The 14,979-nt window shown below is 66.0% G+C and carries 15 protein-coding genes; 4 read left to right on the forward strand and 11 right to left on the reverse strand.

Going from position 1 to position 14,979, the window contains the following annotated elements; translation table 11 throughout:
• Positions 1-23: 23 nt before the first annotated feature.
• Genes N2605_RS23095 through N2605_RS23105 form a run of 3 tightly spaced genes read right to left on the reverse strand, consistent with a single transcriptional unit; the run spans position 24 to position 2,837 of the window.
• The gene (locus N2605_RS23095) at positions 24-890 is read right to left on the reverse strand and encodes an MlaD family protein (RefSeq protein ID WP_036015558.1); all 867 of its coding nucleotides are present in this window, start codon (positions 888-890) and stop codon (positions 24-26) included.
• Positions 891-918: 28 nt separating this feature from the next.
• Complete coding sequence (locus tag N2605_RS23100) at positions 919-1,701, reverse strand: ABC transporter ATP-binding protein (protein ID WP_036030235.1); 783 nt, start codon at positions 1,699-1,701, stop codon at positions 919-921.
• A gap of 2 nt (positions 1,702-1,703) precedes the next feature.
• Positions 1,704-2,837 carry an MlaE family ABC transporter permease gene (locus N2605_RS23105; RefSeq protein WP_036015553.1) on the reverse strand — a complete coding sequence of 378 codons (1,134 nt, stop codon included), beginning with the start codon at positions 2,835-2,837 and terminating at the stop codon, positions 1,704-1,706.
• A gap of 130 nt (positions 2,838-2,967) precedes the next feature.
• On the opposite strand from N2605_RS23105, the gene dgcA reads away from it, so the two are divergent.
• Positions 2,968-3,963: an N-acetyl-D-Glu racemase DgcA gene (gene dgcA, locus N2605_RS23110; protein WP_260343286.1), complete on the forward strand. Its 996-nt coding sequence runs from the start codon at positions 2,968-2,970 to the stop codon at positions 3,961-3,963.
• Here dgcA and N2605_RS23115 read toward each other — a convergent pair.
• Positions 3,933-5,129 (reverse strand): MFS transporter, encoded by a 1,197-nt coding sequence (locus N2605_RS23115; protein ID WP_260343287.1) that lies wholly within the window; start codon positions 5,127-5,129, stop codon positions 3,933-3,935. The genes dgcA and N2605_RS23115 overlap by 31 nt on opposite strands.
• Before the next feature lie 75 nt (positions 5,130-5,204).
• Between N2605_RS23115 and N2605_RS23120 the strand changes: the two genes are divergently transcribed.
• Together N2605_RS23120 and N2605_RS23125 are read left to right on the forward strand one after the other, a co-directional pair.
• Positions 5,205-6,629, forward strand: coding sequence for a hypothetical protein (locus N2605_RS23120; protein WP_260343288.1), 1,425 nt, complete (start codon positions 5,205-5,207; stop codon positions 6,627-6,629).
• A gap of 184 nt (positions 6,630-6,813) precedes the next feature.
• Complete coding sequence (locus N2605_RS23125; protein ID WP_260343289.1) at positions 6,814-7,107, forward strand: hypothetical protein; 294 nt, start codon at positions 6,814-6,816, stop codon at positions 7,105-7,107.
• Positions 7,108-7,118: 11 nt separating this feature from the next.
• Here N2605_RS23125 and N2605_RS23130 read toward each other — a convergent pair whose 3' ends face one another.
• From N2605_RS23130 to N2605_RS23140, 3 genes are all read right to left on the reverse strand, one after another.
• A complete protein-coding gene (locus N2605_RS23130; protein WP_036044570.1) occupies positions 7,119-7,478 on the reverse strand; it encodes a hypothetical protein in 360 nt (119 codons plus the stop codon).
• Positions 7,479-7,563: 85 nt separating this feature from the next.
• Positions 7,564-8,079 (reverse strand): P-loop nucleotide/nucleoside kinase family protein, encoded by a 516-nt coding sequence (locus tag N2605_RS23135; RefSeq protein WP_260343290.1) that lies wholly within the window; start codon positions 8,077-8,079, stop codon positions 7,564-7,566.
• Between the two features lie 7 nt (positions 8,080-8,086).
• Positions 8,087-8,530, reverse strand: a complete 444-nt coding sequence (locus N2605_RS23140) for an RbsD/FucU family protein (protein WP_260347472.1) — start codon at positions 8,528-8,530, stop codon at positions 8,087-8,089.
• 164 nt (positions 8,531-8,694) lie between these two features.
• On the opposite strand from N2605_RS23140, the gene N2605_RS23145 reads away from it, so the two are divergent.
• The gene (locus tag N2605_RS23145) at positions 8,695-10,506 is read left to right on the forward strand and encodes a caspase family protein (RefSeq protein WP_260343291.1); all 1,812 of its coding nucleotides are present in this window, start codon (positions 8,695-8,697) and stop codon (positions 10,504-10,506) included.
• A 187-nt stretch (positions 10,507-10,693) separates the two neighbouring features.
• Here N2605_RS23145 and N2605_RS23150 read toward each other — a convergent pair whose 3' ends face one another.
• From N2605_RS23150 to thiD, 4 genes are all read right to left on the reverse strand, one after another.
• Positions 10,694-11,677, reverse strand: a complete 984-nt coding sequence (locus N2605_RS23150) for a threonine/serine dehydratase family protein (RefSeq protein WP_260343292.1) — start codon at positions 11,675-11,677, stop codon at positions 10,694-10,696.
• A gap of 63 nt (positions 11,678-11,740) precedes the next feature.
• Positions 11,741-12,784, reverse strand: coding sequence for a glycosyltransferase family 4 protein (locus N2605_RS23155; RefSeq protein WP_260343293.1), 1,044 nt, complete (start codon positions 12,782-12,784; stop codon positions 11,741-11,743).
• Between the two features lie 13 nt (positions 12,785-12,797).
• On the reverse strand, positions 12,798-13,610 hold the full coding sequence (locus tag N2605_RS23160; RefSeq protein WP_109143147.1) for a UDP-2,3-diacylglucosamine diphosphatase: 813 nt from the start codon (positions 13,608-13,610) through the stop codon (positions 12,798-12,800).
• Positions 13,611-13,947: 337 nt separating this feature from the next.
• Entirely contained in the window at positions 13,948-14,748 is an 801-nt protein-coding gene (gene thiD, locus N2605_RS23165; RefSeq protein WP_260343294.1) for a bifunctional hydroxymethylpyrimidine kinase/phosphomethylpyrimidine kinase, read from the reverse strand.
• Positions 14,749-14,979 lie beyond the last annotated feature (231 nt).

A 14,979-nucleotide genomic window follows, 5' to 3' on the forward strand; every position in this document is an offset into this window, starting at 1 on the left:
CCCCATTCGCGCTTTCCTACCGCCTACCGCCTCGGCGCTGCCGCAGGCTTCGGCGGCTCGGGCGGCGGGGCGGGCTGCGACGAGTTGCTGGCGCCGAACAGGACGCGGGTCGGGTTGCGGTCGAAATTGTTCACGGCGCGGCTAATGTCGCCGAGGGTGCGGCGGCCGTCGGCCATCAGAGCGCCCGAGCGCTTGTCGAAATCTTCGGCTAGCTCGCGGATCGACTTCACCGCCTGGAACAGCTCGCCGCCGTCCTTGCCGCCGGCCAGCGTGTTGAGGCCGAGCATGAGATTGTCGGCCTTGAGCATGACGCCATCGACCTTGGCCATCACGGCGTCGATCTTTTCGGAATTGCGCGCCAGCGAGTTGGTAAAGGTCTCGAGGTTCTTCAGCGAGTTCTTCACCGATTCCTGATTGTCGGCGACGATCTTGTTGACGTTCTGCAGCGTGGCGCGGATCGCCTCGGTGACATCCTGGAGCTTGTTGGGGTCGGCCGTGAGCGTCGGGATGCCGTCCTGGTCGAGCGGCGGAGCTGGCGCGGCCTCCTCGCCGCCCTTCAGCGAGATCGCCGCAACGCCGGTGAGACCCTGGAATTCGAGGCCGACCAGGGTGTCCTTGCGGATCGGGGCGTTGTTCTCGATCATGGCGAGTGCGACAACCCGCCGCGGGTTGTCCAGCTTCACCGAGACCACCTCGCCCACCCTGATACCGTTGAAATTGACGCTGCCGCCGTTGCGCAGGCCCGCCGCCGGGCCCTCGAACACGACGCGCAGGGGGCTGCGCTGCTTGGTGGTGTGCAGCGACTGAAACCAAAGCACGAAGCCGATCGCGGCGGCGATCACCGCCAGCGTGAACGAGCCGATCAAAATGTAGTTCGCCCGCGTTTCCATCAGGTGCTCCGGCTACTCAACCCAGCTCTCAACCCATGACCGCGCGGGCGCGCTTGCCATGAAAATACTGCCTCAGCCAGGGATGCTGCGAGGCCTGCATGTCGGCGATCGACCCTGCCGCAATGATCTTACCGTTCCCTAAAACGGCGATGCGGTCACATGCTGTGTATAGGCTGTCGAGGTCGTGGGTTACCATGAAAACCGTCAGCCCCAAAGTGCGCTGCAGGGTCCGAACCAGCTCGTCGAAGTCGCCCGCGCCGATCGGATCGAGGCCGGAGGTCGGCTCGTCCAGGAAGACGAGGTCGGGATCGAGCGACAGCGCACGCGCCAGCGCCACGCGCTTGATCATGCCGCCGGAGAGTTCGGACGGGAAACGCTCGGCGACCTCGGGCTTGAGGCCGACCATGGTGAGCTTGGCCATGGTGATCTCGTCCATCAGCCGCTGCGAGACGCGCAGATATTCGCGCATCGGAAACTGGATGTTCTGCCGCACGGTCAGCGAGGAGAACAGCGCGCCCTGCTGGAACAGGACGCCCCAGCGCCGCTCGACATTGCGCCGTTGCGACGCGCTCGATGAATCGAGGTCAACGCCGAACACTTCGATGGAGCCCGCGACCTTCGGCACCAGGCCGATGATGGTGCGCGTCAGCACCGACTTGCCCGCGCCGGAGGGACCGACGAAGCCCAGGATCTCGCCGCGCTTGACGTCGAGGTTGAGCCCGTCCAGCACGCGCGTTGAGCCAAACTGCACGGTGATGTCGCGGACGCGGATGATCGGGTCCTGTATCTCGCTTTGAGTTTCTCTTGCCATCGTCACATCCCGATCGAGGCGAAGAAGATGGCGAAGATGCCGTCCATGACGATGACGAAGAAGATGCCCTTCACCACCGACGCGGTGGTGTGCTGACCCAGCGATTCCGCGCTGCCCTGCACGGCGAGCCCTTCGACGCAGGCGACGATGCCGATCACGGCGGCCATCACCGGCGCCTTGACGATGCCGACGATGAAATGGTCGATCGAGATGGCGTCGCGCAGGCGCAGCAGGAAGGCCTCCGGCTGAACGCCGCCATAGAGCCAGGCTACCAGACCGCCGCCATAGAGCGCGGCCATGGCGCCGAGGAATGCGAGGATCGGCAGCGCCAGCACCAGCGCCATCATGCGCGGCAGCACCAGGACCTCGATCGGATCGAACCCCATGGTGCGCAACGCGTCGATCTCCTCGCGCATCTTCATCGAGCCGAGTTCTGCGGTGTAGGCGCTGCCCGAACGGCCCGCGACCATGATCGCGACCAGCAGCACGCCGATCTCGCGCAGCACCAGCACGCCGAGCATGTCGACGACGAAGATGTCGGCGCCGAAGCGGCGGAAATGGAAAATGCCCTGCTGCGCGATGATGCAGCCGATCAGGAAGGTGATCAGCACGATGATCGGCACCGCGCGCCAGCAGACCTGCTCCATGTGATGCACGGTCGAGGTCAGGCGGAACGAGCGCGGATGGATCAGGACGCGAAACCACGCCGCGAGCACGGCGCCCAGCATGTCGACGAGGCCCGCCACCGTGCCGGCGACGCCGGCCACGGCCCGTCCGATCTGCTCCAGCATGCCGGAGATGGTGATCGGGTCGCTGTCGACCATGGCCGTCGCCCTGACCCGCCGCACCTCGTCCACGAGGCTGGAATAATTGGCGGAGAGGCCCGCGATCTGGGCCTCGACGGGTCCCTTGGTCAGGCTGCGGCGCAGCCGCTCGATCAGCCAGGCGCCGAACGTGTCGAGCTTGGCGACCTCGGAGACGTCGATGAAGATGCTTTGCGGGGTGTCTGCAAGCTTCTCGGCGTCGGCGACCATCCGCTCCAGGACCGGCGCAAAGCTCGCGGTCCAGGTGCCGGTGGCGCACAGTGCCAGGGCGTTGCCCTTGGCAATCCGTTCCAGCTTCGGATCGCCACTCATGTCCGCTCCCGTGCCGGGGCGGAGAAAATCAGATGGTTGCGCACGCGCCCTTACCCAGAGAAGGTATCCCCAAGGGTTAATGTTAGTTGCTAGAGGTAACTAGCAGGTTCAGATTTCGCCAGAGTTCAAAATGACTTCCATGAAATTTGCAGCTTTGGCGGCGCGAATCGAGCGCTTCCCGATCGCCGGCAGTTTTACCATCAGTCGGGGCGCCAAAACCGAGGCCGTCACGGTCGTGGCGGAGGTCAGCCGGGGCGGCCTGACCGGCCGCGGCGAATGCGTGCCCTATCCCCGTTACGGCGAGACGCCGGAGGCGACGCTGGCCGCGATCCAGGCCATGCAGGAGGCCGTCGCGGGCGGGCTGACGCGAGAGACCCTCCAGGCCGCAATGCCATCAGGTGCGGCCCGCAACGCCTTGGATTGCGCCCTGATCGACCTCGAGGCCAAGGCGGCGGGCTTGCGCGCCTGGAACCTGCTGGGCCGCCCGGCCCCGGAAGAGCGCACCACGGCTTACACGATCTCGTTAGCGACCCCCGAGGCCATGGCCGCCGCGACCGCCAAAGCGGCGCACCGTCCGCTGCTCAAGATCAAGCTCGGCGGCGACGGCGATCCGGAGCGCATCGCGGCCGTGCGCAAGGCCGCCCCTGAGGCCGAGCTGATCGTCGATGCCAACGAGGCATGGACCGAGGCCGATCTGGAGGCCAATCTCGCCGCCTGCGCCGCTTCGGGCGTCACCCTGGTGGAGCAGCCGCTGCCGGCAGGCCGCGACGAAGCGCTGGCGCGCATCAAGCGCCCGCTCGCCGTCTGCGCCGACGAGAGCGTGCATGACCGCAAGTCGCTTGCGCCCTTGCGCGAACGCTACGACGCCGTAAACATCAAGCTCGACAAGACCGGCGGCCTCACCGAGGCGCTGGCCATGGCCGATGCTGCCCGGGCGCTCGGCTTCGAGATCATGATCGGCTGCATGGTTGCGACCTCGCTGTCGATGGCGCCTGCAATGCTGGTGACGCCGCAGGCGCGCTTCGTCGATCTCGACGGCCCCTTGCTGCTGGCGCGCGACCGCGACCACGGCCTGCGTTATGACGGCAGCCTGGTCTACCCGCCGGACGCTTCGCTCTGGGGCTGAGCCGTGAGGCGATGCCGCGCCGACCAGATCAGAATGGCACCGGCAGCGGCCATCGCCGCCATGACGTAATAGACATTGTCGCCGATGCGGGCGTAGATCGCGCCTGATGCGATCGACGTCGCCGCCCCCAGGAGCCCGTTGCAGGCGGCGTAATAGCCCTGCCCGCGCGCGATCTGATGCGAAGACACGCGCTGCGCCAAAAGGTTCATGGTGCCGACGATGGTCAGGCCGAAGCTGAAGCCGTGGCCGAGCTGGGCGATCGCGAGCAGCACGAGCGGCGGCTCGCTCGCGGTGACGATCCAGCGCAGCACGGCGACCACGCCGCCGATCGCCATCAGCGTGGACGGCTGCAGCGAGAAGCGCGGCGACAGCGCGAACACGACGATCTCTGCCATGATGCCCAGCGTCCACAGCACCGCGATGGTCAGCCCGCTGATGCCTTGCAGCTGCCAGTTGATGGCCGAGAAGGTGTAGAAGGCGATGTGACTGCTCTGGATCAGCGCCGCCGATGCGATCACGGCCCAGAAGGCTGCATCGCGCAGCAGCGGCTTGCCGGCATGCCGCTCCGGCGTCCTCCGCCTGAGATCGTCGAGCGGCTGCAGCAGCAGGCTGGCGAGAACCGCGACGACGGCCCAGGCGACGATGACCCAGATCAGGTCGCGCGGAGCGACGACGTCGACGAGATAGCCGCAGGCGAGCGAGCCGGCGGCAAACGCCGCCGACCCCCACAGCCGCAGGGGTCCGTAATCGAGCCCGTAGCGGGCGACACCGCGCAACGCATAGGCATCGGTCAGCGGCATCGTCGGCGTCCACACCATGCAGGTCAGCGCGTAGACCAGGAACAGCGCCAGCGGCTGCTGCTGCAGGCCGACCATCGTAAATCCGATCGCGGTGGCCAGCGCCGACACCATGATGGCGGCGCGAATGGCCTGCCGCTTTTCGGCAAAAGCGGTCACTTGCGGCAGCGTGGTGAAGCGCGTGATCGCCGGCAGCGCGGCGATGATGCCGATCCAGACAGCGTCAATGCCGATCGCCTTCAGCCAGACCGGGAAGAACGGCACATGCGTGCCCAGGACCGCAAAGAAGGCCGAATAGAACACGGCGAGGCCCACGGCGAATCGCCGCTTCGTCGCTGCCGCGATGGGGATTTGTGATTCGGACTGCATCAAACCAATTGCGATTCGGTCGATATCGTGGTGATCGTTACAGTAACGCGCACTGATTTGCGCGACGAGATTGTCATGGCCAACGAAGCATTCGCCCTCTCGCCCATGTCTGCCCGCGCGGCCGCGCCGAACGAGCAGGATTACGACGCGATCCGCGAAGCCTTCATGGAGACCGCGCGCGGCCGCTGGTTCCTCGGCGAATATGCCAAGCGCAACCGCAATGCCGACACGCGCATGGTGCTGGATGCGGTTGCCAAAATCGAGGAAACCCTTGCGGCACAGCGGCAACCAGTCGTCGAAGACCGCCTGCCCGAGGCGCTGGTCGAGATCCGCCGCGCCATCCGCGAGGTCGAGACGATCGCGCTCGCCGCGTTCGATCCCGGCGCGATCGAGGCGAGTCTCGCGCCGATCCCGCGCGGGGTACGCATCATCAAGGAGATCTCCTGGCGCTGGCGCGAGATCGGCGCCGACGGGCGAATCTGCGACCTCATTGATTCGCAGCTCGCCTCGATCGAGGCCGCCTGCGGGCAGATCTCGACCCTCGATCCCCGGATCGAGCTCAAGGCCGCGTTCGATCTGCTGAAGGACCGCGTCGAGCAGCTCGACGGCGACGCAACGCCACAGGCCGCTCCGGCTCCGACGCAGGAGGCGCCGTCATCAGTCGCAGCAGCCTCGCCCGTCGAGATGGCGGCGATGGCGGGCGATGCATCCGTGGCTTTTACGGAGACGCGCGAAGAGATCGCGGCAGCTCCGGAACTCGATGCGGCCGTCGAAGCAGCGGCCGTCGCTGAAACCTCCGCCATCGCCGAGCAGGCCATGGACGCGGCTGCCGCACAGGGGATCGCGGCCGAAAGCCAAATCCCTGCCGAAAGCGCGGCGCTCGAAAACCTCGCGCCTGATGATGCCGAGCTCGAAGCCGTCGCGTTTGAAGAGCCGGCCGCTCAGCCGGAGGCCTTGACGGAAGCACGCGAGGATTTCTCCCTCGACGCCGCAGCCGAGGCCGAGGACGAAGCCATCCTCGAGGCCATCGCGATGGAGATGGCCGCGCCCGATCCCGACTTCGACGACATCATTGAGCCGGTGGAGACGGCAGCCGCGACGCCGGAGCCGGCGCTCTCGGATGTCGTGGCGCCCATTGCCACGGAACAGCCGGAGCCGGTCGCAGCTGAGCCTGTCCTCGCGGCCATCGCCGAAGAGCCCGCCGGGGACGCGCCGATCGCGCTGGACTCGCTCGCGCGCCTCACCGACGCCATCGCGGAAGCCGCCGCCGAAGTGATGGAGCAGCAGGCGCCGGCCATGGCGGCAGCAGCATCATCCGCGGCAGCCCCGACCGCGACGCTGCCGATGCCCTCGCCCCTGCCCGCGTCCATGTCCGACGCCTCGCTCGGCGCCACCATCCTCGCCAGCGGCATCCTGCAAAAACCCCGCGCACCGGCCAACGACCCGCTCGCCCCGATCCGCCGCATGACCCAGGCCGAGAAGATCGCGTTCTTTTCGTAAGGACGCGCGCTCCGCCCCCATCGTCATTGCGAGCGGAGCGAAGCCATCCAGGCCGTCTCCGCGAAAGGATTCTGGATTGCTTCGCTGCGCTCGCAATGACGACGTTCGATCTTGGACCTCACGAACATGTCCCCCACCGAAGACACCTCACCCTCTGGTGCCCGTCGGTCCAAAGGAGCTGGAGTTGATCCAGCAATCCGGCATGCGCGCGTTTCCGCCGCGCCTGCCCGACCAGCCGATCTTCTATCCGGTGCTGACCGAAGACTACGCCTTCAAGATCGCGCGGGACTGGAATGTCCCGGCGAGCGGAACGGGCTTCGTGACCCGTTTTGCGGTCAAGCGCAGCTTCATCGAAAAATACGATGTGCAGGAAGCGGGCGGACGCTCACATCTGGAGTACTGGATTCCGGCCGAGGACCTCGACGCGTTCAATGCCGCAATCGTCGGCCTGATCGAGGTCGTCCGCAGCTTTCCCTGACCGCCGCGCGATCACCCGCAATTCCAGATCGGACCGATCGGCGTGCGCGTCCAGCACGGGCCGAAGCTACCGCCGTTGTAGCGGCCGCCGTTGAATCCGGGACGGCCGAAATAGTGCCACTCGCCGTCCCAGCGGTAATATTGCGGAACCGGGTCGATGTACCAATGGCGCCGGTCGGCGCGCGACAGGCGGCGCATCGCGTCTTTCTGCTTGTAGAGCGGGATGCTGTTGCTGAGCGGCTGCCGATAGCCCGGCAGGAAGCCGTAGCCCTTCCAGACCGGCTTGGGGCGCTTTTGCACGGGCTCGGCGGGTGCGACGGCGGGCAGCAGCGACAGGACGACAGCAACGAAGAGACACAGAAGGCGAGACATGAATCGACGATAGACAGGCGGATGCGAGAAGGCCACTCAAATTCGAGTGCGAGGCGTTTCGTCCCACCAAAGGCCAATAAGACGACTAGCCGATCTTGTCGCGCACATGCGCTTCAACGCGGTCCAGGACATGATCGAGCGAACTCTCGGCCGTATCGAGCACCAAGTGCTCCCGATCCCACGGCTCGTAAGTCAGGCTCACGACGTCATCCCAGGTTGGAACCTTGTGACCGTCAATGTCAGGCAGCCGGTTTTCCACGCGCTGCCGGTGTAACGCCGGTTCGCTGCAAATCACTTCAATCTCGACGATGCCTGCGCCGGTTCGCAAGGCAGTCTGCCGCCATCCGGCGCGGCTTGCCAGCACGGGATTGACGCAGTCCGCGATGACGATGCGCCCGAGCTTGAGGTTTTCGGCGGCGAGCGTGTTGGCAACGGCATAGCCGGCTGCGCCGACGATGAGACCAGCGTCCCGCAACGGCTGCTCGATCGCATCGAGACGAAGATAGATCGCCGCCAGCCTGGCGGTGAGTTCGCGAGCGATCGTCGTCTTACCGGTACCTGGAAGGCCGCCGAACACGATCAGTGAGGATGGATGCTTCATGATATTCCTAACCGATCACGCCCTTGCGGATCAGGAAGCAGCCATAGCCCCTGCTGTCACCGACCTGCACGACGCCAAAGCCTGCCGCTGCCGCGCGATAGAAATCGGGACGCGCGAGCTTGCCGGGCGTGACCGGCCGGCCAGCGGCATGTGCGATCTCCGCGAGCACCGCGCGCTGCACCTCGGGCACGCGATCGGGATCGTCGACCGGCATCATCACACGCACGGGATCGGGATCGAATTCGTCGAGCGGATAGACCGACATGATGGCCCGGATGGCAGTTTCCATCGTCATGCCCGGCAATTGGATCAGGCGCTGCGACGAGGTGCTCTGCGCGATCCGGGTGGCGGGGTGATTGGCGTCGACGAACACGAGGTCGTCGCCATGGCCCATCGCGGCGAGCAGCCAGAGCAAATCGGGGGTGAGGATCGGATCGATCGATTTCAGCATGTGGCGGACGTCCTCCCAATCGACGCTGACCATAGCAGGTTCCGAGCGTGATTCAGATCACGGAGGCGACCATGGTGACGGGGATCACGGACCGCAAGGCTCGAACGCGGCCAAGCTTGCGCGCAACCAATCTCGCATCGAGATGAGTGCCAAAGGAGCACGCCATGTTCCGCCTAAAGCCCTTTTTCATGACGGCGAGCCTGCTGGGAAGCCTGTTCGGCTTCGCCTGCGGGCCCGTTTCCGCGCAAGTCGCCCCGGTGCAGCCTGCCCCCACCGCGCTGCAAGGCCCGGAGCAGCGGGTGGCGCTGGTGATCGGCAATGCCAACTACCAGAACGCTCCGCAGCTTGCGAACCCCGACGATGACGCCCAGTCGATGGCGCAGTTCCTGAACTCCGCCGGGTTCGAAGTGGTCGCCGCGACCGACTTGACCCAGAACGACATGCTCCGCGTCGTCCAGGACTTCTCCGCCAAGGTCGCCTCGCGCGGTCCGAACACGGTGGCGATGGTCTATTACGCCGGTCACGGCGTGCAGCTCGCCGGCGAGAACTATCTCGTTCCGGTCGACGCCAAGGTCTCCAGCCCGACCGAGCTGGTCAACAATTCGCTGCGTCTCGTCGACGTGATGTCGACGCTGGAGACGATCCCGAGCCGCATGCGCATCGTCATCCTCGATGCCTGCCGCAACAACCCGTTCCCTGAAGTCAACGACGCCGGCCGCGGCCTTGCCATCGTCGATGCGCCGAACGGCTCGATCGTCGGCTACTCGACCGCGCCGGGCGCCGAGGCGCTCGACGGCACCAATGGCCACAGCCCGTACACACAGGCGTTCCTGAACGTCGCGCGCGAGCCCAACGTGCCGATCGAGCAGCTGTTCAAGCGCGTGCGCCTGCAGGTCAACCAGACCACCAGCGGCGCGCAGATTCCGTGGGAGAGCTCGTCATTGACGAGCGACTTCACCTTCTTCGGTGACACCGCCGTTGCTGCCAACCGCGCGCCGGTGAAGGCGCCGGTCGTGCAGATGGCCTCCAATTTGCCGAGCCGCTCCACCCGCCAGGCCTATGACTACGTCGTGTCCGAGGGCCGGCCGGAGTACTATCAGGAGTTCATCCGGATGTATCCGCACGACCCGCTGTGCGACCACATCCGCTGGCTGCTCAACAACATCCTGATCTCGCAGGCCTGGCACAAGGCGGTGCTCGCCAACTCGCCGCTCGCCTACAAGAGCTTCTATGACAGCTACGGCAACAGCCCCTATGCGCAGGTCGCGCTGAAGCTGCAGACGCAGCCGAAGCAGATCCCCCTGATGCAGGCGACCAAGTTCCTGGCGCCGCAGACCATTGCTCCGACGATCAAGATCGGCAATCTCGGCCAGCCCAAATACATGCCGCTGATGCAGCAGGGCGATGGCGCGCAGGTGAACGGCAATCTGCCTGTCGTGCAGAAGCCGCTCGACGGCAACGTCCTCGGCAAGCTCGGCAATGGCGGCCAGATCGTCACCCTGCCTGCCGGCAACAACCAGCCGAACCCGCAGAACGGCACGCCGCCGCAGACCCCGAGCAAGATCGTCACGCTGCCTGCGCCGACCAACACGATCAACGGCAAGGTCGGCATCGGCAAGATCGTGACCCTGCCTGCGACCAGCACCATGCCGAATGGCGGCACCGTCAAGCCGGGCAAGATCGTGACCATGCCGGTGAATGTCGGCAAGGGTGGCCCGAACATCGAGTCGAAGCCGGTCAACGTGCAGACTCCGAACCGCCCGATCCGGCTCAACAACGGCAACACCGGCATCGTCAAGCTCAACAATAACCCGTTGAATAAGGGGCAGGTGCAGAACAACGTGCAGAACACCCGCCCGCAGATCAACACGATGCCGAGCCGCATGGTCAGCAGCAACAACAACTTCCGGCAGTCGATGAACCAAGCGCCGAGCATGAACAATGGCGGCAACCGTCGCGGCGGCTTCACGCACTGATTGCGGCGAGCGAGACGACAAAGGGGCAGAGCGGAAACGCTCTGCCCCTTCTTCATGTCTGTTCTTGGTCATTCCGGGATGCGCCGTAAGGCGCAGGCCCGGAATCCATACTCCCGATCGTGGTTATGGATTCTCAGATGCGCAATTGCGCATCATAGCTCTCGCTGCGCGAGCCCCGGAATGACGATCAGGCCACCAGCTCCGCGAACAGTTCCGCATCGACATTGCCGCCTGACAGCACGATGACGACGTTCTTGCCGGCCACATCAAGGCGGCCCGCGAGTAGCGCAGCAAGCCCCACCGCGCCGCCGGGCTCCACCACCAGCTTCAGCTCGCGATAGGCAAAGGCGACCGCCGCGCCGACTTCCTTGTCCGACGCCGTGACGCTGCGCGCCAAGAGCTTGCTGTTGATCGCAAACGTCATCTCGCCCGGCATCAGGGCCATCAGCGCATCGCAGATGGTGCGGCCGGCCGGCGGATGCGGCTCGCGATGGCCTGCGCTGAGTGAAATCCCGTGATCGTCGAAGGCCTCGGGCTCGGCGACCACGATCTCGGCTTGCGGATAGCGCGCCTTCACGGCGGTCGCGACACCCGCGATCAAGCCGCCGCCGGAGGCCGGCGCCACCACGATGTCGGGGCCGAGGCCGAGCGTTGCCATGTCCTCGGCGATCTCGCGGCCGGCGGTGCCCTGCCCTGCGATCACGAACGGATCGTCGTAGGGTTTGACCAGCGTCGCGCCGCGCTTCTCGGCAATGCCGCGCGAGATCGCCTCGCGGTCGTCCTTGTCGCGGTCGTACAGCACGACCTCGGCGCCGTAGGATTTGGTGCGCTCGCGCTTCGACAGCGGGGCGTCCGCTGGCATCACGATGGTGGCCTGCATGTCGAGGATCTTTGCCGCCGCCGCCACGCCTTGGGCGTGGTTGCCGGAGGAGAACGCGACGACGCCGCCGGCGCGCTTGTCCTGCGGGATCGAGAACACCTTGTTGAACGCACCGCGGAACTTGAACGAGCCGGTGCGCTGAAGCATCTCCGGCTTCAGGAACACTTTCGCACCGACGCGCTCGTTGAGCACGGGGAAGGACAACAGCGGGGTGCGGATGGCGTAAGGCGCGATCACGCGCGCTGCGGCATCGATGTCGGCAGGGCCGACCGGAAGGGCCTGTTCGGTCATGGCGGAATGCTATCGCGGCCGATCAGGCCCGGGCAAGACACCTCCGCGAGAGGATTTCTTGCCTCAAGCCACGAAACGCGGCTGTTCCGCGCCGGTCCGGCCGGGCAGCACCGCCCCGACCGCCAAAATGCTGTCGATAAAGACCGTTGCCGAGGCCTCCCAGGTGTAGTTGGCGGCGAACGCGACGCAGTCCTGCCGGGAGATATCGAGCGCCGCGAAGCAGGCATTGCGCAGATCGTGATCGAGCGCGCCGACCGGCGCATCGCCAATCACGTCGCGGGGACCCTTCACGGGGAAGGCCGCGACCGGCAGGCCGATCGCGAGCGCCTCCAGCAGGACCAGGCCGAAAGTGTCGGTCTTGCTCGGGAACACGAACACGTCGGCGGCCGCGTAGATATCCGCCAGTTCCTCGCCGTGCTTCTCGCCGAGGAAGATCGCATCGGGGTAGACCTCTTCCAGCGAGGCGCGCGCCGGGCCGTCGCCGACGACCACCTTGGTGCCGGGTAGGTCGAGGTCGAGGAACGCCTCGAGATTCTTCTCGACTGCGACGCGGCCGACCGACAGGAACACGGGTGCCGGCAGGCAGAGATCGATGACGCGCGGGTGGAACAACGTGGTGTCCACGCCGCGCGGCCACAGCACGACATTGTCGAAGCCGCGCTCGGTCAGTTCGCGCGCGAGCGCCGGCGTCGCCGCCATCACGGCGCGACTGGCGCTGTGGAAGCGCCGCAGCGCCCGCCAGATCAGCGAGCCCGGCACTGGCACGCGGGCGCGGACATATTCGGGAAAGCGGGTATGGAAGCTGGTCGTGAACGGCAGCTTGCGCTGGCGGCAATAGCGGCGGACCATCAGGCCGATCGGCCCTTCGGTCGCGATGTGGATGCTGTCGGGACGTGCCTCCTCGATCAGCCTTGCGATCCGGGCCGGGCGCGGCATGGCGAGGCGCACGTCGCGATAGCTCGGCATCGCGAAGGTGCGGAACGATTGCGGCGTCAGGAACGTGAACTCGACGCCGAGCGCTTTTGCAGCGTCAGAGAGCTTGGTCAGCGTCCGAACCACACCGTTGACTTGCGGGTGCCAGGCGTCGGTCGCGACCAGGATGCGCATCAAGTGGTCCTTGTTATGCAGCTCTGGCTGCGACCTGTGGCACCTGCTCCGGCTTCCGCAACTGATCCGCCCAGGTGATGATCTCGAAATGGCCGTCGTCATGCTCGACCAGGGCGGTGCAGCTCTCCACCCAGTCGCCGCAATTCATGTAGCGGATGCCGGCCTCGTCGCGGATCACGGCGTAGTGGATGTGGCCGCAGATCACGCCGTCGGCCTGGTGACGCCGCGCCTCGGCGGCGAGCGCCTGCTCGAAGGCGCCGATATAGTTGACGGCGTTCTTGACCTTCTGCTTGGCCCATTGCGACAGCGACCAATAGGGCACGCCGAACAGGCGGCGGAAGAAGTTGACCAGGCGGTTCATCTGGATCGCGAAGTCGTAGGCCTTGTCTCCGAGATGGGCGAGCCAGCGCGCGTTCTGCACCACGAGATCGAAGATGTCGCCGTGAATGACGAGATAGCGCTTGCCGTCGGCGCCGGTGTGAACCGTGTTCTCGACCACGTCGATGCCGCCGAAATGCGTACCGTAATAGTTGCGCAGGAACTCGTCGTGATTGCCGGGAATGTAGATGACCTTGGCGCCCTTGCGCGCCTTGCGCAAAAGCTTCTGGACGAGGTCGTTATGCGATTGCGGCCAGTGCCAGCTCGATTTCAGCGCCCAGCCGTCGACGATGTCGCCGACGAGATAGATCGTATCGGCATCATGGTAGCGCAGGAAGTCGAGCAGAAGATCGGCTTGTGAACCGCGGGCCCCGAGATGGACGTCGGAGATGAACAACGTGCGAAAGCGCCGCTCCGGGCTCTCGTCACTCACATCGTAACTTCCCATGCGCCAGCCTGTAACAATGTCCCGTGACAGGGGGATGACCGATTGAACCCTTGAGGCACCTTCAAATACGAATCACGCCTTGCCTCGCCCTCCCCGCGAATATCAGTCGCATGCGACAATCAGGCGACATGGCGCCGCAGGGGCGCAAGCCCCCGCTCTTCTCTGAGGCAAACCTCCCCGCGGCACATCCTTCGAGACGCCCGCCCTTGGCGGGCCCTCAGGATGAGGACCGAGTGTGCGGCCCTAGCTTCAACGGGTACAGTGCTGCTTAGCCTCATCCTGAGGAGACCGCTGGAAGCGGTCGTCTCGAAGGATGGGGCGCGTTCAGGTGCCCGCCTCAGTAGAACTTATGGAAATGATGGATCGGCCCATGGCCGTGGCCGACGCTGAAGCGGTCGGCGGCGGCGATCGCGGCGCTGATCCAGGCCTTGGCGTTGCGCACGGCGGCCTCGAGGTCCTCGCCCCTGGCCAGCCCTGCCGCGATGGCGGAGGACAGCGAGCAGCCGGTGCCATGGGTGTTGCGGGTGGCCACACGCGGCGCGGCGAGCGCGATCGCGGTCTCGGCAGTGACGAGATAGTCGATGCTCTCGGCGCCCTCGCCGTGCCCGCCCTTGATCAGGACGGCGCGGCAGCCCAGCGCCAGCAGGCGGCGTCCTTGGCTTTCGATCTCGGCCTCGCTCGCCGCCACCGGCGCATCGAGCAGGGCCGCAGCCTCCGGCAGGTTCGGCGTGATCACGGCAGCCAGCGGCATCAGCCTGGCGCGCAGGGCGTCGACGGCTTCAGTGGCGAGCAGGCGGTCGCCGGAGGTCGCCACCATGACGGGATCGAGCACGACATGCCGCGGCGCCCAGCGCGAAAGCGCGGCCGCGATGGCATCGATGCTGGCGGCCTGGGCCACCATGCCGATCTTCACCGCACCGATGTCGAGGTCGGAGAACACCGCGTCGATCTGCTCGGTGACGAACCCGGCCGGCACCGCGTGAATGCCGGTCACGCCGCGCGTGTTCTGCGCCGTCAGCGCCGTGATCACGGAGGCGCCATAGACGCCGAGCGCGGCAAAGGTCTTCAGGTCCGCCTGGATGCCGGCGCCGCCGCTCGAATCGGAACCGGCGATGGTGAGTGCGACCGGGGTCGTCATCGCGGGAGACATGTGCTTGAGGAGGCCGCCATGGCCTCTCGTAGCGCGACCGTGGAACGTCAGCAAGCGCGCCGGGCCGCCGCCAGGCGTGATTCGCGAACCGATTGCGCGCCTTGCGAATCAGTCGGACACCGCGCGGACCAAGGCCCGCAATGATGCGGGCTTGAAAATGCAACGGCGCCGGACCCTTGCTATAGTCGCGTACCTTAGCGTGCTTCGCCGGTTACGCGA

This window comes from Bradyrhizobium yuanmingense (genome assembly GCF_025200905.1).
Classification (GTDB): Bacteria; Pseudomonadota; Alphaproteobacteria; order Rhizobiales; family Xanthobacteraceae; genus Bradyrhizobium; species Bradyrhizobium yuanmingense.